The organism is Kribbella sp. NPDC050459, assembly GCF_040655315.1.
Taxonomy (GTDB): Bacteria; Actinomycetota; Actinomycetes; order Propionibacteriales; family Kribbellaceae; genus Kribbella.
In genome coordinates this window covers 523,567-549,299 of the sequence record NZ_JBFAJQ010000003.1, presented here as the reverse complement: position 1 = coordinate 549,299, position 25,733 = coordinate 523,567, and the positions used below count along the sequence as shown (strand labels likewise).

The following is a 25,733-nucleotide window of genomic DNA, read 5'->3' as shown; positions in this document are numbered from 1 at the left end:
GCTCGCGGCGCGGTCGCGAGCGGGGTCCCCATCGCCCCGGAGGTGATCCTCGTGTACCTGTCCTCGATCGACCGTCCGCACATCGCAGGCCCGTCCCGCCGGCGATCGCTGTTCCTGGTGAGCGGCAATGTCCTCGCGCTGGGCGCGGTCAGCCTGATCACCGACATCTCGTCGGAGATGGTGACCGCGGTGCTGCCGGTGTACCTGATGATCGGCCTGCACCTGAGCCCCGCGGCGTACGGCGTGGTCGACGGCACCTACACCGGCGCGACCGCTCTGTTGCGGCTCGTCGGCGGGTACGTCGCCGACCGGACGCGCCGGCGCAAGTTCGTCGCCGGACTCGGCTACGGCTTCTCGGCGGTGGCGAAACTCGGCCTCCTCGCGGCCGGCAGTACCGTCGGCGCGATCGGTGCCGTGATCGCGATCGACCGGACGGGTAAGGGCCTGCGGACCGCACCCCGGGATGCGCTGATCACTCTGTCGACGCAGCCGCAGTACTACGGCCGCGCGTTCGGGGTGCATCGGATGATGGACACTGTCGGAGCATTCGCAGGACCGCTCGTCGCGCTCGGCATCCTGGCGGCAACGGCGCAGGCGTACGACGCGGTGTTCGTGGCGAGCTTCTGCATCGCGGCGTTCGGCGTCCTCGTGCTGGTGTTGTTCGTACGGGATCGCCGCGGCACGCAGCCGCCGAAGGGCGTCGTGAAGCCGACGGCGCTGGGCGATCTGCTGCGGATCTCGCCGGTACGACGGCTCGTGCTGGCGGCCTGCCTGGCCGGAACGGTGACCATCGGCGACGGCTTCGTCTACCTATTGCTGCAGCGGCGGGAGGAGCTGAGTGTCGGCTGGTTCCCGTTGCTTGCTGTCGGCACCAATCTCTCCTATCTCCTGCTCGCCGCACCGCTGGGTGTGCTGGCCGACAGGATCGGCCGGCAGAAGGTGGTGCTGGCTGGATACTCCGCTTTGCTGCTGGTGTACCTGCTGTTGTTCGGCCCGCTCGGCGGGTGGCCGCTGCTGGTTGTCGTATTGACGCTGTACGGCGTCTTCTACGCCGCCACGGACGGCGTACTGATCGCGCTGGCCGGGCCGGTGCTGCCCAGCGGTGTACGGACGACGGGAATCGCGCTGATCCAGACCGGACAGGCGCTGTCGTACCTGGTGTCATCGGTGCTGTTCGGGTTGGCGTGGACGGTGTGGGGTCCCACTACAGCGATCCAGGTAGCTGCGGCGCTGGTCGCGGTCGCCTTGCTCGTGGTCGGCTTGCTGTTGCGTGGAATCTCCGCAACGGAGCAGCCGGCATGACCCGGCGGACGGTGCTCGCCGTGGTCGGGGCCGTTGTGCTGACCACGGTCGCGGTCGGGTACGGCGTACTCACGACCGCGCGCGACCGTACGACGGTGGCCGCGGCCAACACGCCGAGCCTCACAGGCCCGCGGATCATGTTTCGCAGCACGGCATCGGACAGCAAGGGTCACCTGGCGCTGATCGCCAAGGACGATCCGGCTGGGCCGCGCTCGGTGTCCGCGCTGACCTGCTTACGGGTCTACGCGGCGGGAGGCACCGGCACCTGCCTTCGTCAGGACGGCGCGCTGACCACCTTCCAGATCGCGATCCTGGACCGGAGCCTGAACGTGGCGAAAGCCATCCCGCTGGTCGGGGTACCGAATCGCACCAGGGTGTCCGGCGACGGGCGGCTGGTGGCGTGGACCGTGTTCGTCGCGGGCGACTCCTACAACCACGGCCGCTTCTCCACCCGCGCCGGGCTGATCGACCTGGGGTCCGGAGACATGGTCGACTCGCTCGAGTTCCTCTCGGTCACACTGGACGGCCACCCCTACACGGCTCCCGACCTCAACTTCTGGGGGATCACCTTCACCGCCGACGACAACCACTTCTACGCCACGATGTCCACCCGCGGGCACCGGTACCTGGTCGAAGGCGACATCGCGGCGAAGACCGTGCGGACCGTCGCGAAGAACGTCGAGTGTCCGTCGCTGTCACCGGACGGCCGGCGGATCGCGTTCAAGTCGGCGGTCGACGGCGATCCCGCGAAGGGCTGGCAGTTGTCCGTGCTCGACCTGTCCTCGGGCGCGCGAACGCCGCTGGCTGAAACCCGCAGCGTGGACGATCAGCCCGCCTGGCTGGACCCGAACACTATCGGGTACGCCGTACCGCGCGCCGCGGGCGACTCGGACGTCTGGACCGTCCCCGCCGACGGCTCCGGCAGCCCGCGCCTCCTCATCCCACACGCCGAGTCCCCGGCTGCCCTCGGCTGAAGGACCCGGTCGCCTCGTTAGGGTGGTTGGCGTGACCGGGGGTTTCGAAGGATGGCCGCGCGACGCGTTCGACGTGTTGTTGCGGCTCGAGGGGGAGCCTTCGGTGGGGGTTCGGGAGGAATGCCGGCGGGAGCGGGAGGAGCTGGTACGGCGGCCGATGGTCGAGTTGCTCGACGTGGTGGCCGCCGCGGATCCGGCGTACGAGGACTTCTCGGTGTGGGGGTACGGCGATGTACTGCTGCGGGCGTGGCAGCGGCAGAGTGCGATTGTCCGGTTGGCCCGGAACGTCGAGCTGGGGATTCGGTTCGATCTCGACGGGGTGGAGGTCGGCCTGGCGTGGTGGTACGCGCCGTCGGAGCAGATCGAGCGGTATCGGGCGGCGGTTGCGGACGCCGGTACCGGGCCTCGGCTGGTTGCCATCCTCAGGCGGCTCGAGCAGGAAGAGTTCGTGATCTCGGGGGATCTGCTGAAGCGGCCGTTGCGTGGGTATCCGGTGGATCATCCGCGGGCGGAGCTGCTGCGGCACAGGTCGGTGATCGCGTCGCGGGCGCTCGGTTGTGACGACTGGGTGCACACCCCGGCTGCCGCGGATCGAGTGCTTGCGGCGTTCGCCCAGTTGCGCCCGCTGGCGCGGTGGCTCGTCAGGAATGTGTCGGCCGGTGTGTGACGAGGAAGGGCGCGAGATGGCACACAAGGCCGAGTTTCGGCTCTCGGAGAATCCGTGGGCGCCGGCCGCCGTCATCGAAGAGGTCAACGCGCGGACGGGCAGTGGGCTGGTGCTGACCGGGATCGCGGATCAGGTCGGCGGCACCAGTAGCGCTGCGTTCGTGGCGTGGCCGGATGGGCGTGCGGCCGCGATGACGCGAACTCGGACGAGGCTGCCGATCATGCGGCAGACGGCGACCGTGCTGAACGACGTACGCCGCCGAGGTCTGCCCGTTCCGGAGCATCAGTTGGTGGTGGAGCTGGCCGATGGGTACGTCGTCGTTGTGCAGGAGAGGTTGCCGGGCCGGCATGTGGACGCGCTCGACGCGGCCACGAGTGCCGCGTTCGTTGCGATGAACAACCGTTTCGCCGATCTGCTCCGCGACCATCCACGCGTGCCCCGGCCACGAGCGTTTCCCGACGGCACGACGGGGTACGGCGCGTTCGAGCGCACCGTCGGGCAGCTGGGCGGACGAGGTCGGCGACTGCTGGAACGGCTGCTCGAGGCCGACGGCGGGCAGCCCTTCCGGATGACGGGCGATGATCTCGTGCACACCGACTACACACCGGGCAACGTCCTTTTCGATGCCGATGGCAACATCAGTGGCGTGGTCGACTGGAACTCCGGCGTCGCACGCGGCGACCGGCGCTACGCGCTCCTGCAGATGCAGTCGAACATGAATCAGATCGACGCGGAACTCGCCCAGCTCACCCCGGAGACGAGGCTCAGTTACCAGGCGCATTGGGTGGTCGACCAGGTGCACGACTCGGTCCTCAAAGGCTTCCCGCCAGAGCGCGTCGAGCTCGACGTCGCACGGGCAGAGAAGGCCCTCGGCTGAGGTCCTCATCCGCAGCAGGGATTCACGAGGTGGTCGGCGGTCCCGAAGCGGCGATCTTGCGGTGGGTGGAAGGGGATGTTCCCAGCGCGGCGCGGAAGGCTTCGGTGAAGGACGACTCGGAGTGGTAGCCGACGGCGCGGGCTACCTGGGCCACTGACTGCTCGGAGTGCAGGAGGAGGTCGGCTGCGGCCATCATGCGGATCGTGGTGAGTACGGTCGCCACTGTGCTACCGGTTCGGGCGGTGAAGTGGCGGACGAAGGTTGCCCGGGACATCGATGCCTCGGCGGCCAGCCGGTCGATCGTCCATTTTTCGGACGGGCGGTCGACGACGGCGGAGATCGCCCGGCCGAGGGCGTCGTCGCCCATGGCGGTCCACAACGCCGGTGTACCGAGCCGTTGGTCCGGTCGGCTGCGCAAGGCCATGCCGAGCAGCGCGTCCAGCAGGGCGGCGACGATCGCGGCGGTGCCGGGGCCGTTGAAGCGGGCCTCGGTGCGGAGGACTTCGGCCAGTTCGAGCGCGGCCGGGTCGAGTGACACCTCGACCGCGGACGGCATCAGCCGGAACAGCAAGGCCCCGGCACCCGGACCGAACAAGTAGTGACCGCAGAACAGATCCAAGGTCGGTTCGGCGCCGACCGTCTGCCGGGTCACGAAGCCGGCGCCTTGCTCGACGGTCGTCGGTAAGTCAGGCCCGGCTGCACTGACCCGGTGCGCGTCACCGTGCGGGAGCAGGAGGAGATCGCCCCGGCTGAGTTCGATGCTCACGGCACCGGTCGTCACGGTGCAGCTCCCGTCGAGGACGAGGTGGAACGGCACCGCCCCGGGGGCCGCTGCCGGATGATTCGACGCGTAGTGACCGGCCAGCAGGCAGCGGACGTCGACGACGCCCTCGAGGCGGGCCAGCCGGATCAGGCGGCTCAGACTGTCCATGAGCCGATTCCGGGCAGAGATGATCCGCCGGCGGGTGGCCGCGGGCCGGGCAGTCGCGAAATGCTGGTCAGATGGACACGCACTTCGATCTCCTGGTCATCGGGTTCGGCAAGGGCGGGAAGACGCTGGCCGCCACGCTCGGGCGGCTCGGCCGCCGGGTCGCCATGATCGAGCAGTCGGACCAGATGTACGGCGGGACCTGCATCAACATCGGCTGCGTGCCGACCAAGTCACTCGTGTACCACGCCGAGCACCGCACCGCGGCCGCCCCCGGCGAGCAGCACCGGACCGCCGTCGAGGCCACCCGCGAACTCACCACCAAGCTGCGCGGCGCGAACTTCAGCATGCTGGACACCATCGACACGGTAACGGTGATCACCGGCCGCGCCGAGTTCCTCGACCCGACGTCGGTGCGGGTCACCGCGGGCGACGACGTCCTCACGCTGACCGCGGACACCATCGTGATCAACACCGGCGCGGTCCCGACCGTCCCGGACATCCCCGGGCTGCGCGACAGCGCGCACGCCCTGGTCAGCACCGACCTGATCACGATCGAGCACCTGCCGAAGCGGCTGGCGATCCTCGGCGGCGGGTACGTCGGGGTGGAGTTCGCCTCGATCTACGCCCAGTTCGGCAGCGCGGTGACGGTACTGGACTCGGCGTCGCGGGTGATGCCGCGCGAGGACGCAGACATCGCCGAGACCGCGACCGAGATCCTCCGCGGCGCGGGCGCCGAGTTCCTGTTCGACGTACGGGTCACCAGGGTGCGCGACCTCGACAACGGCGTGGAGATCACGTACGACGCCGGCGGTACGGCGCACACGCTCGCGGCCGACAAGGTGCTGGTGGCAACCGGACGGGCTCCGGCCACCGAAGGACTCGGGCTGGACAAGGCCGGGGTCCGCACCACGCCGACCGGCGCGGTCGCCGTGGACGACCAGCTCCGCACCAGCCGGCCGCACATCTTCGCGGTCGGCGACGTGAACGGCGGACCGCAGTTCACCTACATCTCGCTCGACGACAGCCGGATCGTGGCCGACCAGCTGATCGGCGACGGCCGGCGCTCCACCGCCGACCGGACGGTCGTGCCGTACACGGTGTTCATGAGCCCGGCGCTGTCGCGGGTCGGCCTGACCGAGGACCAGGCGCGGGAGCGCGGGCTGCCGGTGAAGATCCTGGAGAAGGCGATCGCCGACATCGCCGCGATGCCGCGCGCCAAGATCGTGGAGGAGACCCGCGGGCGGATGAAGTTCGTCGTCCACCGCGAGACCGACCGCGTGCTCGGCGCGGCGTTGCTGAGCGTCGACTCGCAGGAGCTGATCAACACGGTTGCGCTGGCGATGCGTCACGACGTGACCGCGCGTGAGTTGCGCGACGCGATCTACACCCACCCGTCGTCCACCGAGGCATTCAACGAGGTGCTCGGCACGCCGCCCCGGGGGCAGTGAGAGGCCCGGTACGTACACCTGCACGATCGTGATCGATCCGTAGCCGGGCTCCCGTGTCAGACCAGGGAGGTTCGCACTGCTTGGCAGTATGCCAGGACCAGGTGGGGTGCGTTGGGAGAGCCGGGCGGGACCGCGCTGCGGGCGGCCCGGGAGAGTTCGGTGACGGCCCAGTGGGTGGTCGCGGCGCAGGCCATGATCTTCAGGCACTCGTCGAGATCGGTGGCGGTCATCGTGAGGAGTTCGTCGAGGGCTTCCCGGAGTTTCGTCCGGGCGACCAGGATCTCGCGGGCGTTGTAGCGGCCGAGGTTGCGGTAGGCAACGAAGCTCGCGGTGTCGAAGAACTGGTTGAGGGTCGACTCCCGGGGGTAGCTGGGGTAGCGCTCGTGGAAGGCGAGCAGGGCCGCCGGCATCTCCTTGGCCAGCCCGGGCTTCGCGTACCACAGGACGCCGACCGGGGTGTCGTAGGTGAAGGTGCCCGCACCCTTGGTGAAGAAGCCGATGTTGACGGTTCGCGGCGAGTACGCCGGGACGCGGGAGCCGCTCGGCGCCGCGCGGAGCGGGTCGAGGCTGATGTCGATCCGGATGTCGCACTCGCTGGGGGCGATCGCGATCGCCTTGCCGAGCGACGTGGTCGCGTCGCCCGGGCCGGAGTCGGCGTCGACGCAGACGATCTCGGTGATCTCGGACATCCGGAGCAGTTCGACCAGGCCGGTGTTCTCCCAGTGGCCGCCGTCGGTCAGGTAGAGGTACGGGTCGTCCAGGTCGTGAATCCCGAAGAACTCCTTGAACAGGTAGCCGAGCCCGGTGTTCGGATAGCGCAGGTCGGGTGCGTCCTGCAGGTTCGCGGCCTCGAGTTGGGTGATGAACCGCGGGTTGGCGATCCAGACGCCGAGCCGGATGTTGAAGAACGTCAGCAGCATGCTGGTCGGCCCGATCTGGAACCGGCCCATCGCCGGTGAGACGGCGGCGCTGGAGATGGCCACCGCCATCATCGTCGTGATCCGCTTGTGCAGCTTCGCGCCGAGCCGGTCGAGCACCCGGGTGGACGCGGCGAATTCCAGCGTGTTGCCGCGGCCGTCCTGGGGCAGGTGCAACGTGGTCCGCTCGGGATCGAACGTCACGCTGAGCGCCGGAGTGCCGTAGTGGGTCCGGACGGCGCGCGAACTCACGGTGCTGGTCGTGCACACCACGAGCGGCGTACGGACGGCCGTCGTGCCGTTGTTGAAGGCGAACAGGCCGGGCTCACGCTTCGTCTGGTCGGCGCCGGCGACGTCGTCGTTCTCGTACGGATGCACGGTGGCGTCGCCGTCCGCGTCCGCGGTCCGGTAGGTCGCGTAGGCCAGGCGCAGCTTGCCGCGGTAGAACGGCGCCAGCGCCCAGGTCTCGGGGCTGGGGCCGAGGACCGCCAGGACCACGAGCCCGACCGCCAGAACCCAGTTCCAGCCGGATTGCCAGCTGACCAGGTCGTTCCCCGACCAGGTCACGCCGTTCTTGGCCGCGGTCCAGGTCGACAGCGCCGCCAGACCCAGCGCGACCACGATGAACGCGAACCCGCCGAGCTTGGGCGCGAAGCGGGCGGCCGGCTTCCGGAGAATGCGGACGACCGAGCCCACGACGCCGGCGCTGGCAGCCGCGGTGGCGACCAGCGCGGGCAAGGACAGGTAGGCGACCGCGCCGACGAGTTCGACGAAGGCCCAGATCGTCAGGGCGAGCAACGCCCCGATGGCGAGCGCGGCGTACGCGCCTCTCTTGAGAGTCCGCAGCGTCAGTCGCGCCCACGCCTGGTTCTGGGCAGTGCCGATGAGGAGCCGGCCCGCCAGCACCCAGAGCAGCAGCACGGCGAATCCGGCGACCAGGAAGACGATTCCGGGCAGCGCGAGCGAATGCTCCGTGACGAGGTCGTGCATCGAGCCCTTCGGCAGCGTGCCGTCCTCGCCGGTGAATGCGCGCAGCGCCCAGCCCACCGGCCGGGTGATCGCCCAGAGCATGCTCAGCAGCACCACCACGTTGACGGTCAGTCCGGCGATGATCGTCGCGAACACGGCCGGCCGGTACGACGCCTGGCTCGCCGCGCTCTCGGCCTTCCTGGTCGCATTCGTCGCCGCCGGGTCGGTGTCGGAGCCGCGGGGCTCGTTCGATGCGAGGTACCCGAGGTTGTCGACGAGATGCCGCTCTTCCGCGGTGAGCCACCCGCTGTCCTGCCACTCCCACGGCACCGGGTTGAGCGCGTCAGGACCGATCCGGGCAGGATTCCCGCCGTCGGTGGTCTGGTAGCTGGAGCGAGAGATGCTCCAGCCCGCAGCCAGGTTCGAGCCTCCGGACACGGCGGTGACCGCGCGCGCCCCGGACCAGCCGAGTACGCCGTCGTCGAGCGCCTGCAGTGCGCCGAGGCTGATCGAGGATGCCCGGATCCCGCCGCCGGACAGCGCGATGCCGTACTGCGCCGTACCCAGCGGGGCGGTGCCGCGCTGCGTCTGCTTGCCTTCCGCCTGCTGGGTGACCTCCTGCGAAGGTGGTTCCTTCGCGACCGTGGCGGCCGCCTTGCGCGCGTACCTGGGCAGCGCCCACGAGGCGAGCCGGACCCAGCGCGGCGTCGACCACCACGCGAACGCACCGGCCGTGACGTAGACGACGGCGACGAGCAGGATGGCGAACTTCACCCAGGCACAGATCGCGACGAACTGCCACGCCCGGTCCGACGATCCGGCGGACAGCATCAGGATGTTCTCGACGATGTCGAAGGCGCCGGCCACGAAGACCGAGATGAGCACGGTGATGCGTGCCCGGCGCAGCGCGGGCAGGCGGAAGTACGCGCCGGCCCAGAAGACCAGCAGGGCGAGCAGGAGAACGTACGAGATGATGAACCAGAAGTCCTGCTGGACGGCTCGCGTGAACGCGGCGTCGCACCCACACTCCCTCCACGCCTTGCTGCTGCCGGACAGTTCGATGTCGACCATCGAGGTCGATTGATCCTTGAGACTCGCCGCGGCGCCGAAGTGCGCGGCCGTCAGCGCGGCGAGAACCAGCGCGGCCCAGCGCAGTACGGCGAACCAGTAGGGCAGGTTCTCGAGGCGCGCGAGGATCCGTCCGGCCCAGACGGGGATGGTGCGCCCCTCGATGCGGGCAGCCGCGAGGAGGACGATCCCGGTCAGCAGGATGGTGACGAACAGCAGCACGATCCAGAACGCGTCCGGCAGGAAGTCCCCGAGCCGATCGCCGAGCAGAGCCACGGCGACCCCGAAGACGGCGAGGCCCACGATCAGCCAGAACACGCGGCGCCCGTAGTGGAACGTGACGTCCGTCTCCGGCGCAAGTCCGCCGGTCGGCGGATCCAGAAGAATCGCCATGATGCTGCACCCCCGGGGGTTGTCGGCACGCGTTCGTGCTCACTGATAAGAGCGACGAGACGACCGACTGATACGGCTCCCGCGCTGGATTGGCCCGTGGTGACGTCACATTTCCGCATCGGTCGGGCGGTGCGGTCGAGGTTGGCGTGCAACAGGCATCAAGTGGCCGCGTAACGGTGGACCGCCACCGGGTGGCGAGCGGAGGCTTGCTTCATGATCACGGAAGACCAGCAGCGGACGTTTGTCTTGGTACCTGGAGCCTGGCATGGGGCGTGGGCCTGGGACGGCATCGTGGCCCGGCTTCGACGAGCCGGTCATCGGACCGTCGCCGTCACGCTCGACGGCCTGGAGCCGGATCCGTCACCCGACGGCGCCAGGGCGAACTTGGACACCCACATCGATCGAGTGCTCGTGGCTTTGGAGAGCTGCGGCCCCGGGCCGATCACCTTGTGCGGCCACAGCTATGCAGGGCTGGTGATCGCCGGTGCCGCGGACCGATCCGAGCGCGCTGTCGAGCGGCTCGTTTTCTGCGACGCGTTCGTGCCGGCCGACGGGGACTCCTGGTGGGACCTGGCCAACGACCACTACCGGGACCGCATCATCGCGGGGGTCGGGACGGACGGCCGCACAGTGGCTCCGTCCGCCGACACGGACCCGAGGAGGCGGCCACATCCCGTCGCCTCGTTCCTCCAACGACTCCGGCTCGGCGACGGCATCGATCGGGTGGCCCGACGAACCCTGATCCACGCCTCCGCGTGGGAGGCCACGCCGTTCCAGAACCAGTACGAACGCCTCCGCACCGACCCCGCCTGGGAAGTCCACGACCTGCCAGTAGGCCACGCTGTCTACAACGAAGCCCCCGACGACCTCACGTCCATCCTGACCGGGGGCCGGCAGAGGTCAGCGGGTTCGGCGGTTGAGGAGGCGTTTGAGGAAGGGGAGTAGGGCTGCGGTGGCGAGGAGGGTGAGTAGACGACGGCGGTGGGGACGCCGGGCAGTACGGCGAGGAGGACCGTGGCGCGGAGCGTCCATGGCTCGACGTCCTTGGCGCGGGCGGCGAAGCGTACGGCGCGCTCGCTCGTCGTGAACATCTTGATGATGCCGAGGCCCCACCGGCGGCCGGTCCACCAGGTGAGCCAGTCGAACTTCACCATCCCGGCCGCGCCGGCGACGACGACCAGCCACAGATCCGCGGCCGGCGGAACCGTCCCACGGCACGAACCTCCGCCACCCGGCCGCCGGCTGCTCCGACTCGGTCATTCGGCACTCCTGCGCAGCTATCTCGAACAGTGGTGTACGAGATAGCCTAACAGGCAGTTCGGACAGAGGTGTTCGAGTTAGCGAGATCAGGCGTGGAACTGATTGTCAGCCGCAACAACCGGACTGGTTGGCGGGCTTCTCGTCGATGATCGTGAGCAGACCGCCGCTGATGCCCGTCGCCAGGCCGCGGCTGGTCGGCGCGGAGACGGCTTGGGGCGCCGGGCCGCAGCAGCCGCCGGCCTCGTCGTCGGAGCCGCCGTACGCGAGGTTGGAGGAGCAGACGCCGGTCTCTGGCAGGTCGAGCTGGACGTCGCGGGCGGCGTCCCAGTCGCCGGCCAGCGCGGCGGCGACCGAGCGGGCCTGTTCGTAGCCGGTGGCGAGCAGGAAGGTCGGGGCCCGTCCGTACGACTTCGCGCCGATGGCGTAGTAGCCGGGCTCGGGGTGGGTGAGCTCGTCGGCGCCGTGCGGCGGGACCGTGCCGCAGGAGTGCTGGTTCGGGTCGATGAGCGGCGCGAGGGCGCGGGTCGAGCCGAGGATCGGGTCCAGGTCGAGGCGCAGCTCGGACACGATGTCGTGGTCGGGCCGGAAGCCGGTCGAGTTCACCACCGTGTCCGCGACGACGCGACGGTCTCCGGCCGCCAGTTCGATCCGGGCGTTCGTCGAGATCGACTCGATCCGGAACGAGCTGACCAGTTCGACGCGGCCCGACTGCACCAGGGCGTGGAGCCGGCTGCCGAGCGCGCCGCGCGCGGGTAGTTCGTCGGCGTCGCCACCGCCGTACGTCCGCGCCTGGTCGGAACCGCGCACGACCCACACGATCTCGGTGCCCGGGACCTGCTCGGCGAGCTCGCCCAGGTCGAGGAGCGTGGTGGCGGCCGAGTGGCCGGCGCCGACAACCGCCGTACGACGGCCTGCGAAGCGCTCCCGGTCGCGGCCGAGGACGTCGGGCAGGGCCGGTGAGATGAACGCGGCCGCCTGCTGCTCGCCGCGCGCCGGGATTCCCGAGCCGCCGAGGACGTTGGGGCGGCGCCAGGTCCCGGCGGCGTCAACGACTGCGGAGGCGAGCAGTTCGGTGCCGTCGGCGAGGCGGACGAGGTACGGCGCGTTCTCGCGGCCGGCGGTGCGGATCCGGTCGAAGCCGACGCGCGTGATGGCCGCCACCGGGGAGTTGTACCGGATCTTGTCGGTCAGGGCCGCGGTCTTCGACAGCGGGGCGAGGTAGCTGTCGATCAGGTCGCCACCGGTGGGGAGCGTGTCGAGGTCCGGCTCGGTCCAGCCGCCCGCCTGCTCCAGTAGGCGCCGGGCCGCGGAGTCGATGTCGTAACGCCAGGGGCTGAACAGCTTCACGTGCCGCCACTCGTCGATCGCGGACGCGACCGAGGGGCCGGCCTCGAGGACGATGAAGTCGAGCTCGCGCTCGGACAGCTGCGCAGCCGCGGCGAGGCCGATCGGCCCGGCGCCGACAACCACGACCGGCAGGTCAGGCGTAGTGGTGTTCATAGGGTTCTCCAGGTGTGCAGGGGTTGTCAGCGCATCAGGTGCGGCCCGCCGGGTGTCGGCGGCCTTGACTTGATGTTCATCTAATCAACGTCACCCACCTTGCCTCTTGATTCGACAAGAGTCAAGATAGATATATGTCGAAACAGGAGATCTCGCTCGTGACCGGTGGCGGCTGCTGCGCGCCGATCTCGGAGGCGGCGCTGGATCCGGCCGCGGCCGCCGAGGGCGCCACGGTGTTCAAGGCCCTGGCCGACCCGATCCGGTTGCGGCTGATGTCGATCATCGCGTCGGCCGGCGGTGAACTGTGCGTCTGCGACATCACGCCGCAGTTCGAGGTGTCCGGCCCGACGATCTCCCACCACCTCCGCGTGCTCCGCGAAGCCGGCCTTGTCGACTGCGAGCGCCGCGGCACCTGGGTCTACTACTGGCCGATGCCCGACCGCCTGCGCTGGCTGTCCGCACTGCTGTCCGCTCCGGCGCCGGTCGCCGCACCCCGGTAGGTGCTGGCGTGGATTGACACTCATCTACTAGCTCAACCATCATTGACTCAATGAGTACTGAGCGAATGCGGAGGGCGCGTGTGCACGCGGCCCTCGGGGATCCGGCGCGACTGGCGATCGTGGACACGCTGGTTGCCGGCGACGCCGCTCCGGGCGAGCTGAGTGTGGCGCTGGACCTGCCGACGAACCTCGTCGCGCATCACCTGAAGGTCCTGGAAGGCGCAGGCGTCGTGGTCCGGACACGGTCCGAGGGCGACAAGCGGCGTACCTACGTGCGGCTGCGTCCGGAGGCGATCGCCGCGATCGCCACCCCGGTGCCGACGGCGGCCAACCGGGTGGTCTTCGTCTGTACGCACAACTCGGCCCGCTCCCAGTTGGCCGCAGCCATCTGGTCCCGCCGCAGCGAGATCCCGGTGGCGTCCGCCGGCACCGCGCCCGCCGAGCGCGTGCACCCGCGGGCGCTGAAGATCGCCCGCCGCCACGGCCTCGATCCAGCCGGCTGGCGGACCGCGCGCCTGCGCGACGTCGTAAGCCGGGACGACCTGCTGATCGCGGTGTGCGACAACGCGTACGAGGACCTGCGGCCCGAGGAGCGTCCGCGGCTGCACTGGTCGATCCCGGACCCGGCACCGGTCGACACCGACGCCGCGTTCGATGCCGCCTACACCGAACTCGCCGGCCGCATCGACCGATTGGCGCCCGCCCTGACCCGGAGCACCCGATGACGGGGGTGTTGACGCGGCGGGTGGTAGCCGAAGCGCTTGGTACCGGACTGCTGGTGACAGTGGTCGTGGGCTCGGGCATTGCGGCGGCAAGGCTGTCCCCGGGTGATACCGGATTGCAGCTGCTCGAGAACGCGTTCGCGACCGCGTTGGGGCTCGCGGTGCTGATCCTGATGCTGGGCCCGGTGTCCGGCGCGCACTTCAACCCGGTCGTGTCCGCCGTCGATTGCTGGCTGGGCCGGCGAAGTGGCGACGGGTTGGCCGTGCGGGACCTGGCCGCGTACGTCCCCGCGCAGGTCCTCGGGGCGATCGCGGGCGCCGTGCTGGCGAATCTGATGTTCGGCGAGGAAGCGGTCTCGTGGTCGGTCACGCAGCGATCGGCAGGTCAGCTGTGGATCGGTGAGTCGGTGGCGACCGCCGGACTGATCATGCTCGTCTTCTCGCTGGCCCGGTCAGGCCGGTCCGCCGCGGCGCCGGCGGCCGTCGGCGCGTACATCGGGTCGGCGTACTGGTTCACGTCGTCGACATCCTTCGCAAACCCCGCGGTCACCATCGGACGGGCGTTCAGCGACACCTTCGCGGGGATCGCGCCCGGATCAGTGCCGGCCTTCGTGGTCTTCCAGGTGGTCGGCGCGATCGTCGGCACCCTGCTGCTCGTCGTGCTCTATCCCGTCGCGGGTGGCGCGGCGGGCGAGGTCGTCGTACCCCGCACAGAGTCTGGAGTCGGTTCGTGAGTAAGCCTGTGGTTCTGTTCGTCTGCGTGCACAATGCCGGTCGGTCCCAGATGGCTGCCGGGTGGTTGCGGCAGCTGGCGGGGGATGCGGTCGATGTCCGGTCGGCCGGGTCGGCGCCGAAGGACGAGATCAACCCGGTCGCGGTCGAGGCGATGCGCGAGGTCGGGATCGACATCACCGGCAACGTGCCGCAGTTGCTGGAGTACGACACCGCCAAGGACAGCGACGTCATCGTCACGATGGGCTGCGGCGACGCCTGCCCGGTCTTCCCCGGCAAGCGGTACGAGGACTGGGAGCTGACCGACCCGGCCGGGCAGCCGATCGAGGTCGTCCGTCAGGTCCGCGACGAGATCCGCGCCCGCATCGAGAAACTCCTCACCGAACTGCAGCTCGGCTAACCGCAACGCCGGGGGCGGCGGGGGTGTTGTCAAGCTGTTGGTGGCGAGACAAGCCGTGGTGGGTGGGGACCTGGTATTACCTGTCTCCAGCCACCGTTGCTTGTCTCGGGTCCCGGTTCGGGGCTTCCCGCCGAACGGCGTTGCGGCTAACCCTGTCCGAGCGTCAGCTGGCGGCGGTGGAAGTCGTAGTGCTGGGTGGGGAAGTGGTAGACGTCGGCCAGCGTCATGTAGTCCTCGAAGAACGGGTCCCAGCGGGTCGGGTAGTGCATGCCCCGCTCCAGGTCCGCGTCGGTCTCGGCGTCGAGGCGGCGGTGGAGCTTGTCGACGACGCGGTCGAAGAGGGCGACCATGCGAGCGGGTCTCAGGGTGCGCCCACCGGCGTACGAGCCGAGGTAGTTGATCTCGTCGAAGGGGCGGGTCACGGCGTTCAGCAGCCGGGCGTAGCCGCGACTGGCCCCGCGCGGTAGCCGGCCGAAAACGCGGACGAGCCCGAGCAGTGCGCGGGTGATCAGGTAGCCCAGCAGCATGTGGAAGAGCAGTTCGCGGTTGGTCCAGCGCGTGCCGTTGGACGGTTTCCGCAGGGCTGCGTCGTCCGACGACTCGACCAGGCGCCGGAAGTCCGCACGGGCACGCTCGAGTTCGTCGTGCACGGACAGCCTGTCCACGGATTCATCATCCTCCATATCGGGTGATTGGCCGGGCGCGAACTGGTCCTACTGTTCGAGATGAGCAGAAGAAGGGTGCCGTCGTGGCTTCGGACCGGGACTTGCCGATCGTCTTTCGCGAGGTGCGCGTCGTGGACGTGCGCAACGGCCGCGTCGGTGACCCGGCGCAGGTCGTCGTGCGCGACGGGATCATCGAGAGCGTCGACGCCGGGGGCGAGGTGCCCTCCGGCGCGCGCGTGATCGCGGGGGAGGGGCGCACCCTGATTCCGGGATTGATCGACGCGCACTGGCACTCGCTGTTCGCCGCCGCGCCGCTGACCCTGGCGATGACCGGTGACGTCGGATTCCTGCACATCCTCGCGGCCACGACGGCTCGCGACACGGTGCTGCGGGGTTTCACCACGGTCCGCGACGCGGGCGGCCCGTCGTTCGGCCTGAAGCAGGCGATCGACTCGGGCCTCGTCCCCGGTCCGCGGATCTTCCCGTCGGGCGCGATGATCTCGCAGACCGGCGGCCACGGCGACTTCCGCTCCCGGCACGAGATCCCGCGTGGCCGGGCCGGTCAGCTGAGTCACGCGGAACTGGTTGGCGCCGTCCGGATCGCCGACGGCGTGGACGCGGTCTTCGAGGCGGCCCGGGAGCAGCTGATGCTCGGCGCCTCGCAGCTGAAGCTGATGGCCGGCGGCGGAGTCGCATCGGCGTACGACCCGCTGGACGTCACGCAGTACACCGAGGCCGAGCTGCACGCGGCCGTCGACGCCGCGGAGAACTGGGGCACCTACGTGATGGTGCACGCCTACACGCCCCGGGCCGTCCAGCAGGCGATCCGGGCGGGGGTGAGATGCATCGAGCACGGTCAACTGCTCGACGACGACACCGTCGAGCTGATGGCCGAGAACGACGTCTGGTGGTCGCTCCAGCCGTTCCTGGACGACGAGGACGCGATTGCGGTGCCGCCGCACAGCCAGGCCAAGTTCGAGCAGATGGTGGTCGGCACCGAGACGGCGTACGAACTGGCCAGGAAACACGACGTCCGCGTGGCCTGGGGGACCGACACCTTGTTCGAACCCGCCCTGGCGGCGAAGCAGGGCAAACAGCTCGCGAAGCTGACCCGCTGGTTCTCACCGGCCGAGGTGCTGGCGATGGCGACGGTCACGAACGCCGAGCTCCTGGCGCTGTCCGGTGCGCGCAATCCGTACCCAGGCGTCCTCGGTGTCGTCGAAGAGGGCGCACTGGCCGACCTGATCCTCGTGAACGGCAACCCGCTGGACGACATCCAGCTCCTGGCCGCACCCGAGACCGCCTTCGCACTGATCATGAAACAAGGAGACGTCGTCTCCGACGCAGGAGGCTTCCTGTGAACCAAGCGCTGATGAATTCCTTGACCGATGCCGAGCGGCTGCTGATCGCCGAGACGGATCGGGACGCGTTGAGCGCGCTGGACGAGGACGAGCTGCTGGAGCTGCACCAGCGGATCCGGCGGGCGCGCACGAAGTACGTGAAGAACTACCGCCGCGGCGCCAGCCTGTCCGTCGCCACGGCCGGGGGGCGCGGCATGGCCTATCCCACGAACCAGCGGGACCGCGGCAAGGCCGAGCTCTTCGAGGACGCGCTGGCGCGGGTCAGCAGGGAGGTGGCGACGGCCGCCCGGCGGGCTGCGAACGAACTGCGCAGCGAGCGGATCGCGGCGTCGAAGACGACTGCCGCCGGCCCCGCTCCGGCGGCAAGGAGTACGACGTCCCGGCCGGCGCGCGCCGCTGACGGACCGCCGCGGGCGACCAAGACCACCGGTGGGTTGAAGAAGGACGCGTCAACCCGGGCCGCCGGCGCACGCCGCCAGGCCAAGCGCGACAAGAAGTGAGCAGGCGGATGGGCGAGGCGACTGACCGGCGACCGCTGCGCAGGCACGGGGCGATGAAGGCCGTCGCGCTGGTGGCCGCGCTGGTGCTGGTCGGCCTGACGTACTCCGCCGTGGTGCCGAACGGCGCGGCCGGAGCCGATGGGCCGCAGTCCCAGCAGATCGAGGAAGGGCGCCGGCTCTTCGCGGTCGGCTGCGCCAGCTGTCACGGACTGCACGCCGAAGGCGGGACGAACGGCGAGGGACGGCAGGCCGGCCCGTCGCTGATCGGGGTCGGTGCGGCCGCGGTCGACTTCCAGGTCAGCACCGGGCGGATGCCGGCGGCCCAGCCCGGCGCCCAGATCCCGCAGAAGCCACCGGTCTACACCGAGGAGGAGACCGCGGCACTGGCGGCGTACGTCGCCTCGCTCGCCCCCGGCCCGGCGATCCCGCCGCCGGAGGCGTACGACGTGAGCAAGGCGACGCAGTCGGACATCGTCCGCGGCGGCGAGCTGTTCCGGACCAACTGCACGGCCTGTCACAATTTCGCCGGGCGGGGCGGCGCGTTGCCGAACGGGCGCTACGCGCCGTCGCTGATGCACACGTCGCCGCGCAACATGTACCAGGCGATGCTGACCGGTCCGCAGCAGATGCCGGTCTTCTCCGACGCGGTCCTGCTCCCCGAGGACAAGCGCGCGATCATCGCCTACGTGACGCAGCTGCAGCAGCAGGACAACCCCGGAGGCTTCCCGCTGGGACGGGTCGGCCCGGTGTCGGAGGGTTTGTGGGGATGGCTGGTCGGCATCGGCCTGCTCGTCGTCGCCGCCGTCTGGATCGGCGCCAAGGTGCCCCGGATCCCCCGTAAAGGGTGAGGTTGCGAAGTCACCTCAATCGGTGGAGCCGTCCCACTACCGACAGTTGATGGAATGAGGCGCTCGGCGCCCCGGGTCGAGCCATCAGCCCCAGGAGAGGAACCGGCATGACCCATCTTGTGGTGCTCGGCCTGAACAGTCGCGACGACGCCGAGCGGGTGCTCGAGGTGACCGACGATCTCGCCAAGCAGCAACTGTTGCAGCGCGAGGACGCCGCGATCGCCTACAAGGACAGCAAGGGCAAGGTGCGGATCCAGCAGACGATGAACCTGACCGGCGCCGGCGCGGCCGGCGGCGCGCTCTGGGGCACGTTGCTCGGGCTGATCTTCCTGAACCCGCTGGCCGGGTTCGCCGTCGGCGCGGCCAGTGGCGCGATCGCCGGCAAGCTCACCGACATCGGCATCAACGACCAGCTGATCAAGGACGTCGGCCGTGAGCTGCAGGACGACCACGCCGCGGTGTTCCTGCTCGCCAGGTCGGCGACCGTGGATCGCGTGATCGACGCGCTCAAACCGTTCGGCCCGACGGTCATCCAGACGAACCTGACCAAGGAGCGCGAGGAAGAGCTCGTCCAGGCCCTGCAGAGCTGATCAAGCCCCGTCCGGAGGAGACGTCGTGACGACCACCCCAGACGACTTCGACCCGATTCCTTCCACCCGTCGCCGGCCGGCGGTCGGCGTCGGCACCCTGAAACAGGCCGTGGCCGAGGCGGACGCGCTCGCCGTTCCGGTGGCGGTCGGCAGGCCGCCCGCCGAGGAGCTGGGCGTCGACGCCGCGGGTCTCGCGGCGGCCGGCTTCACCGCGCAGCGTGGTCAGACGTTGGTGCGGCCTACGGTGGACGGACCGGTCCGCGTCGCCGTCGGCATCGGTTCGCCGGACCGGCTCGACAGCACGCTGGTCCGGGACCTGGCCGCCGAGTTCGCCCGGGCCGTCCCGTGGCACAAGCGGCTCGCGATCGAGGTCCCCTCCCGGGACTCCGCGCTGCCGGTCGCGGCGTACGCGCAGGCCGTGACGGAGGGCGTGCTGCTCGCCCGCTGGCGGTACTTCGTGGGCCGCGACGCCGAGGAGCCGACACTCGACTCGCTGCTGGTCATCGCCGGCGACGACGAGGCCGACGAGGCCGCGGCGGGTGTCGAGCGCGGCCGGGTGGTCGCCGCGGCGTGCAGCCTCGGCCGTGACCTGGCGAACTGCCCGGCCAGCACGCTGTCCGCGGTCCGGATGGCCGAGGTCGCGCTCGAGGTCGGTCCGGCGGCGGGCCTGGAGGTGGAGGTCTTCGACAAGGACCAGCTGATCGAGATGGGGTGCGGCGGGATCCTCGGCGTCAACCGCGGCAGCGTGGACCCGCCGCGGATGGTCCGGCTCCGGTACCAGCCGGCCGAACCCACCGGCCGGATCACGCTGGTCGGCAAGGGCGTCATGTACGACTCCGGCGGCATCAGCCTGAAGCCGAGCGACGAGTCGCACGCGCAGATGAAGAACGACATGACCGGCGCCGCCGCCGTCCTGGCGTCGATGACCGCGCTGCGTGCGCTGGGGTGCACGACAGCCGTGACCGGCTACCTGATGTGCACCGACAACATGCCGTCCGGATCGGCGATGAAGCTCGGCGACGTGCTGAGGATGCGCAACGGCACCACGGTCGAGGTGCTGAACACCGACGCCGAAGGACGCCTGGTGATGGCCGACGCCCTCGCCCTGGCGACCGAGGAGCCGGTGGACGCGATCGTCGACATCGCCACGCTGACGGGCGCCTGCCTGCGCACCTTCGGCGTCGAGATCGCCGGCGTGATGGGCAACCACCAGGACGTCGTCGAGCAGCTGCGGCGCGCCGGGGACAGCGTCGACGAACAGGTCTGGGAGCTGCCGCTGCACCGCCCGTACCGCACGCAGCTCGACTCGTCGATCGCCGACCTGACGAACATGGGCGGCGTCAACGCCGGGTCCATCACCGCGGCGCTGTTCCTCGAGGAGTTCGTCGCCGGCCGGCCGTGGGCGCACGTCGACATCGCGGGTACGGCGCAACTCCCGGCGCCGCGGACCTGGCGGAACAAGGGCGCGACCGGCTTCGGCACCAAGCTGCTGATCGAGTTCGCCCTCGGGTTCACGCGGCCTTCCGGGGACTGAGCCGTGAACGCGAGAGGGGTCGAGGACAAGCACGCCAAACCGGGCGCGATGCAACGGCTGCTGGACGGGATCGAGCGGGTCGGCAACAAGGTCCCGCACCCGGCGCTGATCTTCCTGGCGCTGATCGTGATCGTCATCGTGTTGTCCCAGATCCTGTCCTGGGCCGGCACCAGCGTCACCACCGAGATCGCCGAACCGGGGACGGCCCAGGTCGCGCCGGAGTACCCCGGGGGCACGAGTGTGCCGGGCAACGACGCCCCGCCGGCGCCGCCCGTGCCGGAATTCGAGGTGCGGCACGAGACCATCACCGCCGAGAGTCTGCTGACCGGTGACGGGATCCGGTTCATCTTCACGACCGCGGTGCAGAACTTCAACGACTTCGGTGTGGTCGCGGTCATCCTGGTCGCGATGATCGGCGTCGGCGTCGCCGAGGAGGCGGGCCTGATCGCCGCGCTGATCCGGAAGATGGTGAAGGTCGCACCGAAGGCGTTGATCACCTTCATCATCGTGCTGCTCGGCGGCATCTCCAGCGTGGCGTCCGACGCCGGCTACCTGGTGCTGATCCCGTTGGGCGCGGCCGCGTTCGCGTCCCTCGGGCGGCACCCGCTGGCCGGCATCGCGGCGGCGTACGCCGGTGTCAGCGCCGCCTTCTTCGTCAACATCCTGATCACGCCCGCCGACGGCATCATCACCGAGGTCACCAACGAGACGATCGGGCTGGTCGCGCCGGACGTGGACCTGAACGTCACCCACAACCTCTACTTCAGCATCGCCGCGACGCTGTTCTGCGCCGTGGTGATGACGGTGATCACCGAGCGGCTGCTGGAGCCGCGGCTCGGCAAGTACGACCCCGCCGAGGCGCCGTCCGACGCACCGGTCGACCACCAGCCGACGGAGGAGGAGATGCGGCTGGAGTCGCGCGGGCTGCGGTGGTCGGTGTACTACCTGCTGGTCGCGATCGCGATCGTGTCGGCGCTGACCTTCATCCCGGGGGCCCCGCTGCGCAACCCGGAGACCGGAGAGATCTTCGGGTCCTCGCCGTTCATGGGCAGCCTGCTGTTCATCATCTCGATGCTGTTCCTGGCCGCCGGGCTCGGCTACGGCCGCGGAGCGAAGTCCCTGACCGGCAGTACGAACGTCATCAACGCGATCGTCAAGACCTTCAACGGGCTCGGCGGGCTGATCTTCCTGATGCTGCTGATCGCCCAGTTCATTGCCTACTTCAACTACACCAACATGTCCACACTGGCCGCGACCGGGCTGGCCGACCTGCTCGAGCGGGCCGACATCGGCGCGCTGCCGCTGCTGATCGGCTTCATCCTGCTCGTGTTCCTGATCGACCTGATCATGCCGGGTGTGATCCCGAAGTGGGCGATCCTGGCGCCGATCTTCGTGCCGCTGTTCTTCCGGCTCGGCATCGCGCCGCAGACCGTGGTCGCGGCCTACCGCGTCGGTGACGGGCCGGCCAACGTCATCACGCCGCTGATGGTGTACCTGCCGTTCATCGTGCTGGTCTGCCAGCGGTACCGGAAGAAGGCCGGTATGGGCACGGTGGTGTCGATGATGCTGCCCTACACCGGGATCGTGCTGGTCGCCTGGACCCTGTTCTACGTCCTCTGGTACGTCCTCGGGATTCCGTGGGGCCCGGACGCCCCGGTGCACCTCGGCTAGGCGGCGGCGATGGACGACGGGACGCTGAGCCTGGTCATCCTCGGCCTCACCGTTGCGCTGTTCGTATGGCACCGGCTGCCGGTCGAGGTGGTCGCCGTACTGACGGCGCTGGCGTTGTGGGCGACCGGCGTGGTCGGGTTCCCCGAGATCCTCGCGGGTTTCGGGGACCCGGTGGTGATCTTCATCGCCACGCTGTTCGTGGTCAGCGAGGGCATCGACTCGACCGGCGTGACCGCCTGGGCCGGTCAGGTCATCGTGCAGCACGCCGGAACGACGCGGGCCCGGGTGCTCGTCGCCGTCACGCTCCTGTCCGCGGTGCTGACAGCATTCATCACCCTGAACGGGGCGGTCGCCGCACTGCTTCCGCTCGTCGTGGTCCTCGCGACACGCATCGGTGAACTGCCGTCCCGGCTGCTGATGCCGCTGAGCTTCGCGGGCAGCGCGGGATCCCTGCTGATGCTGACCGGTACGCCGGTGAACATCATCGTCTCCGAAGCGGCCGGGGACGCCGGCGCCGGGCCCTTCGGGTTCTTCTCGTTCGCGATCGTGGGTGTTCCGCTCGTCGTCGGGACCATCGCGATCTCGGTGCTCCTCGGGCCCCGCCTGCTCCCGGCCACCCGCCCGGCGCATCCGGCGGCCGACCTGGCCGTCCATGCGGAGACGCTCGACAGCCATTACGCGCTGACCGACAGGTTCTACCGGTTGCGGGTGCGCGAACTCTCGCCGCTGCTCGGCCTCGGCGTCGAGGAGGTCGACCTCGCGGCGTACCCGGCAGTCACCATCGTGGGCCTTCAGGACGGCCGCGGCCGCGCCCGGACGGACTCCGCCATCGACGTCGACGACATGCTCGTCGTGACCGGGCCGAACGACCAGGTGCACAGCCTGACCGCGGCCGCGTCGCTGGCCGTCAGTACGACGACGGCCCCCGCGGCGGAGCTGATGAACCGGGAAGCAGGTGTCGTCGAGGCCGTCATCCCGCCGCGGTCGTCGCTGGTCGGCGAAACGGTGTTCCCCGGGATGCTCCGCAGCCGCGACCTGGCGATCATCGCGGTCCAGCGGATGGGCAAGGACCGCGGCAACCGGCAGACGGAGCTCGCCGAAGGCGACGCGATCCTGGTGCACGGGCCGTGGGCCGCCCTGGACGAGCTGATGCGCGATCGCGACGTGCTGCTGGTGGACTCGCCCGAACTCGTCCGCCGGCAGGCGATCCCGTGGGGATCCAAGGCGTCGGTCGCGGTCGCGATCCTGGCCGCGATGATCGTGCTGCTGGCGACCGGTCTGGTCCCGCCGGCGATGGCGGGACTGCTGGCCGCCCTCGCGATGATCCTGACGAAGGTGGTCGTCCCGCGCCAGGCGTACCGGGCGATCTCGTGGCAGATCATCGTGATGATCGGCGCCCTGATCCCGCTGTCCGGCGCCATCCAGTCCAGCGGCGCGGCGGACCGGATCGCCGATCTCGTCATCGACGCGGTCGGCGCGGGCCGCCCGTACCTGTTGCTCCTGGCGCTGTTCGCGCTGACCGCGACGCTCGGCCAGATGGTGAGCAACACCGCCACCGTGCTGATCGTGACACCGATCGCGGTCGCGGCGGCACAAGGCACCGCCACCTCCGTCAAGCCGGTGCTGATGGTCGTCGCCGTCGCAGGTGCCGCCTCGCTCCTGACCCCGATCTCCACTCCCGGGAACATGATGATCATGAGCCCGGCGGGCTACCGCTTCGGCGACTACTGGCGGCTGGGCATCATCGTCATGGCGTGGTGGCTGCTCATGGCGCTGCTGATCGTCCCGCTGGTGTGGCGGTTCTGACATGCTCGACCGGTACGTCTCCACCGGCGGCCTGCCCGGCACCGCCACGGTCGACCGTCTGGTGCGTACGGCGTACGAGCGGTTCCGTGACGTCGCCGACGGAGCCGTGTCGGAGGTCTACCCGGCGCTGGCCCAGGTCGACCCGGACGCGTTCGGCGTCTGCATCGCGGCGACCGACGGCCGGTGCTTCGAGGCAGGCGACGCGCGGCGGCCGTTCACCATCATGAGTGTCGCGAAGCCTTTCGTGTTCGCGCTGGTGGCTCAGGCGCTCGGCGTCGAAGCGGTGCGGCAACTGGTCGGGGTCAACGCCACCGGGCTGCCGTTCAACTCGGTCCAGGCCGTCGACCAGTCGGAGGGCGGGCGAACCAACCCGATGGTCAACCCGGGCGCGATCGCGACGACCAGTCTCACGCCGGGCGACTCGCCGGACGGGCGTTGGCAGTTCCTCGCCGACGGCTTGTCCGCTTTCGCCGGCCGGGAGCTCGAGCTCGATTCCGGCATACTCTCGTCCGCCTTGGCGACCAACCATCGCAACCGGGCGCTCGCCGCGCTGCTGACGAGTGTCGGCGGCCTCGCCGGTGATCCGGCCGAAGCTGTCGACCTCTACACGAGACAGAGCTGTCTGAGCGTCACGGCAGCGGACCTCGCGATGATGGGCGCGACGCTCGCGGACGGCGGCGTGTGCCCCGCCACGCAGCAGCGAGTCGTCGGTGCGGACGTCGCGCGCGTGACCTTGGCCGTCATGACGATCGCCGGCCTGTACGAGACGTCGGGCGACTGGCTGCTCGATGTCGGGGTGCCGGGCAAGAGCGGGATCGGCGGCGGCATCGTCACCGTCTCGCCCGGCAAGGGTGCGCTGGGCACTTATGGCCCGCGGCTCGATGCCGCCGGCAACAGCGTCACGGGCGGGCTCGCGGCGCGGTTCCTGGCGAGCAGCCTCGGTCTCGATCTGCTCGCCTCCCAGCCCGTCGCGCCCGTGTGAGCGCCCACTGAGCGCTTACTGGTCGGCCAGCGTGAGCGTCGTGGTCGCCGGGGTCTCGCCGCGTACGTACGACAGCTTCAGGGTGTCTCCGGCCTTCCGGGTCAGCGTCGCCACCACGATCTGCTCGCTGCTCACGGCCGGCTCGCCGTCGATCTGCGTGATGATGTCGCCCGGCCGGAGCCCGGCCGCCACGGCCGGACCGCCCGGGTCGACGGACAGGACGAACAACCCGGCGCCGGACGGCAGCTCCTGGACCTGGAGCCCGGTGGTCGGATGGCCCGGCCGGCCGGTGGCGATGAGCTGGTCGGCGATCGGTTTCGCCAGGTCGACGGGAATGGCGAAACCGAGCCCGACACTCCCGCCGCCGCTGACGCCGGCCGCGTTCGGGACCGTCGCGATGGCGGCATTGACGCCGACGAGACGTCCCGAGCAGTCCACCAGCGCGCCGCCGCTGTTGCCGGGGTTGATCGCGGCATCGGTCTGGATCGCGCCGATCAGGTGATGGGTCACGTTGTCGCCGGGTACCGGGACGTAGCGGTCGAGCGCGCTGACGATCCCGGAGGTGACCGTACTGGCCAGGCCGAGCGGAGCGCCGAGCGCGACGACGGGCTGACCGACCTCGAGCGCCTGTGAGGATCCGGTGGCGATCACGGGATATTTCTTGGCCTCGTCGGCCGCCTTGAGCACGGCCAGGTCGGTGCTCGGGTCGCGTCCGACGATCGTGGCGTCCGAGCTGTGGCCGTCGCTGTACCGGACCGCGACGGAGCCGCCGCCCGCGGCGACCGAGATGACGTGGTCGTTGGTGAGGATGTAGCCGCCCTCTTTGAAGATCTGCCCCGAACCGGTACCGGCCGCGGCGCCGCGCCGGGCGGAGATCGTGACGATCGACGGCAGGACCTGGTCGGCGACCGGAACGGCCCGGCACATCGCCGTACCGGTGTCGCTGCCGCTCGCCGTCGCGGCGCCGCTGTCCCGCCGTACGGCGACGAAGATCACCGCGGTGACGAGCGCGCCGGCGACGGCACCGGCGATGAGCGTGAGCAGCGGCCGGTGGGCGAGACGGCTCCACCAGGCGTGGGACCCAGGGGCCGGCGATCCGCTGTCTGGCTGGGCCAT

General features: G+C 70.1%; 23 protein-coding genes. 18 read left to right on the top strand and 5 right to left on the bottom strand.

The features are described from left to right. The first annotated feature begins 51 nt into the window (after positions 1-51). From AB0I12_RS13830 to AB0I12_RS13815, 4 genes are read left to right on the top strand one after another with little or no spacing between them, the layout of a single operon-like run. Positions 52-1,302 (top strand): MFS transporter, encoded by a 1,251-nt coding sequence (locus AB0I12_RS13830; protein ID WP_359928985.1) that lies wholly within the window; start codon positions 52-54, stop codon positions 1,300-1,302. Continuing rightward, a complete protein-coding gene (locus AB0I12_RS13825) occupies positions 1,299-2,276 on the top strand; it encodes a hypothetical protein (protein ID WP_359928983.1) in 978 nt (325 codons plus the stop codon). The genes AB0I12_RS13830 and AB0I12_RS13825 overlap by 4 nt, the downstream gene beginning before the upstream one ends. A 31-nt stretch (positions 2,277-2,307) precedes the next feature. Next, on the top strand, positions 2,308-2,943 hold the full coding sequence (locus AB0I12_RS13820) for a DUF2461 family protein (RefSeq protein ID WP_359928981.1): 636 nt from the start codon (positions 2,308-2,310) through the stop codon (positions 2,941-2,943). A 16-nt stretch (positions 2,944-2,959) separates the two neighbouring features. Continuing rightward, the gene (locus AB0I12_RS13815) at positions 2,960-3,820 is read left to right on the top strand and encodes a phosphotransferase (RefSeq protein WP_359928979.1); all 861 of its coding nucleotides are present in this window, start codon (positions 2,960-2,962) and stop codon (positions 3,818-3,820) included. Between the two features lie 22 nt (positions 3,821-3,842). On the opposite strand, the gene AB0I12_RS13810 is transcribed toward AB0I12_RS13815, so the two are convergent. Continuing rightward, positions 3,843-4,751, bottom strand: a complete 909-nt coding sequence (locus tag AB0I12_RS13810) for an AraC family transcriptional regulator (RefSeq protein WP_359928978.1) — start codon at positions 4,749-4,751, stop codon at positions 3,843-3,845. A 71-nt stretch (positions 4,752-4,822) separates the two neighbouring features. On the opposite strand from AB0I12_RS13810, the gene AB0I12_RS13805 reads away from it, so the two are divergent. Next, the gene (locus AB0I12_RS13805; RefSeq protein ID WP_359928976.1) at positions 4,823-6,199 is read left to right on the top strand and encodes an FAD-dependent oxidoreductase; all 1,377 of its coding nucleotides are present in this window, start codon (positions 4,823-4,825) and stop codon (positions 6,197-6,199) included. 56 nt (positions 6,200-6,255) lie between these two features. Here the strand turns inward: AB0I12_RS13805 and AB0I12_RS13800 are convergent, their stop codons facing one another. Next, positions 6,256-9,546, bottom strand: coding sequence for a hypothetical protein (locus tag AB0I12_RS13800; protein WP_359928974.1), 3,291 nt, complete (start codon positions 9,544-9,546; stop codon positions 6,256-6,258). Between the two features lie 213 nt (positions 9,547-9,759). Here AB0I12_RS13800 and AB0I12_RS13795 point away from each other — a divergent pair, with 213 nt between their 5' ends. Further along, positions 9,760-10,491 carry an alpha/beta hydrolase family protein gene (locus AB0I12_RS13795; RefSeq protein WP_359928972.1) on the top strand — a complete coding sequence of 244 codons (732 nt, stop codon included), beginning with the start codon at positions 9,760-9,762 and terminating at the stop codon, positions 10,489-10,491. A gap of 420 nt (positions 10,492-10,911) precedes the next feature. Here AB0I12_RS13795 and AB0I12_RS13790 read toward each other — a convergent pair whose 3' ends face one another. Then, on the bottom strand, positions 10,912-12,306 hold the full coding sequence (locus AB0I12_RS13790; RefSeq protein ID WP_359928971.1) for an FAD-dependent oxidoreductase: 1,395 nt from the start codon (positions 12,304-12,306) through the stop codon (positions 10,912-10,914). Between the two features lie 134 nt (positions 12,307-12,440). Here AB0I12_RS13790 and AB0I12_RS13785 point away from each other — a divergent pair, with 134 nt between their 5' ends. From AB0I12_RS13785 to AB0I12_RS13770, 4 genes are read left to right on the top strand one after another with little or no spacing between them, the layout of a single operon-like run. After that, complete coding sequence (locus AB0I12_RS13785; protein ID WP_359928969.1) at positions 12,441-12,806, top strand: metalloregulator ArsR/SmtB family transcription factor; 366 nt, start codon at positions 12,441-12,443, stop codon at positions 12,804-12,806. Positions 12,807-12,856: 50 nt separating this feature from the next. Next, a complete protein-coding gene (locus AB0I12_RS13780; protein ID WP_359928967.1) occupies positions 12,857-13,531 on the top strand; it encodes a helix-turn-helix domain-containing protein in 675 nt (224 codons plus the stop codon). Continuing rightward, positions 13,528-14,262: an MIP/aquaporin family protein gene (locus AB0I12_RS13775; protein WP_359928966.1), complete on the top strand. Its 735-nt coding sequence runs from the start codon at positions 13,528-13,530 to the stop codon at positions 14,260-14,262. The genes AB0I12_RS13780 and AB0I12_RS13775 overlap by 4 nt, the downstream gene beginning before the upstream one ends. Continuing rightward, complete coding sequence (locus tag AB0I12_RS13770; RefSeq protein WP_359928964.1) at positions 14,259-14,660, top strand: arsenate reductase ArsC; 402 nt, start codon at positions 14,259-14,261, stop codon at positions 14,658-14,660. The genes AB0I12_RS13775 and AB0I12_RS13770 overlap by 4 nt, the downstream gene beginning before the upstream one ends. A gap of 146 nt (positions 14,661-14,806) precedes the next feature. On the opposite strand, the gene AB0I12_RS13765 is transcribed toward AB0I12_RS13770, so the two are convergent. Next, complete coding sequence (locus AB0I12_RS13765) at positions 14,807-15,325, bottom strand: DinB family protein (protein WP_359928962.1); 519 nt, start codon at positions 15,323-15,325, stop codon at positions 14,807-14,809. An 83-nt stretch (positions 15,326-15,408) separates the two neighbouring features. Here AB0I12_RS13765 and AB0I12_RS13760 point away from each other — a divergent pair, with 83 nt between their 5' ends. The 8 genes from AB0I12_RS13760 (at position 15,409) to glsA (ending at position 24,617) form a co-directional block, all read left to right on the top strand. Further along, positions 15,409-16,686, top strand: a complete 1,278-nt coding sequence (locus AB0I12_RS13760) for an amidohydrolase family protein (protein ID WP_359928960.1) — start codon at positions 15,409-15,411, stop codon at positions 16,684-16,686. An 11-nt stretch (positions 16,687-16,697) separates the two neighbouring features. After that, positions 16,698-17,186, top strand: coding sequence for a hypothetical protein (locus AB0I12_RS13755; protein ID WP_359928959.1), 489 nt, complete (start codon positions 16,698-16,700; stop codon positions 17,184-17,186). A gap of 8 nt (positions 17,187-17,194) precedes the next feature. Further along, positions 17,195-18,034, top strand: coding sequence for a c-type cytochrome (locus tag AB0I12_RS13750; RefSeq protein WP_359928957.1), 840 nt, complete (start codon positions 17,195-17,197; stop codon positions 18,032-18,034). 107 nt (positions 18,035-18,141) lie between these two features. Then, positions 18,142-18,624, top strand: a complete 483-nt coding sequence (locus AB0I12_RS13745) for a DUF1269 domain-containing protein (protein WP_359928955.1) — start codon at positions 18,142-18,144, stop codon at positions 18,622-18,624. A 25-nt stretch (positions 18,625-18,649) separates the two neighbouring features. Next, on the top strand, positions 18,650-20,158 hold the full coding sequence (locus tag AB0I12_RS13740) for a leucyl aminopeptidase (RefSeq protein WP_359928953.1): 1,509 nt from the start codon (positions 18,650-18,652) through the stop codon (positions 20,156-20,158). 3 nt (positions 20,159-20,161) lie between these two features. Continuing rightward, the gene (locus AB0I12_RS13735) at positions 20,162-21,829 is read left to right on the top strand and encodes an AbgT family transporter (protein ID WP_359928951.1); all 1,668 of its coding nucleotides are present in this window, start codon (positions 20,162-20,164) and stop codon (positions 21,827-21,829) included. Positions 21,830-21,838: 9 nt separating this feature from the next. Further along, positions 21,839-23,635, top strand: coding sequence for an SLC13 family permease (locus tag AB0I12_RS13730; RefSeq protein WP_359928949.1), 1,797 nt, complete (start codon positions 21,839-21,841; stop codon positions 23,633-23,635). A 1-nt stretch (position 23,636) separates the two neighbouring features. Next, positions 23,637-24,617, top strand: a complete 981-nt coding sequence (glsA, locus tag AB0I12_RS13725; RefSeq protein ID WP_359928947.1) for a glutaminase A — start codon at positions 23,637-23,639, stop codon at positions 24,615-24,617. A 15-nt stretch (positions 24,618-24,632) separates the two neighbouring features. On the opposite strand, the gene AB0I12_RS13720 is transcribed toward glsA, so the two are convergent. Then, positions 24,633-25,733, bottom strand: coding sequence for a trypsin-like peptidase domain-containing protein (locus AB0I12_RS13720; protein ID WP_359928945.1), 1,101 nt, complete (start codon positions 25,731-25,733; stop codon positions 24,633-24,635).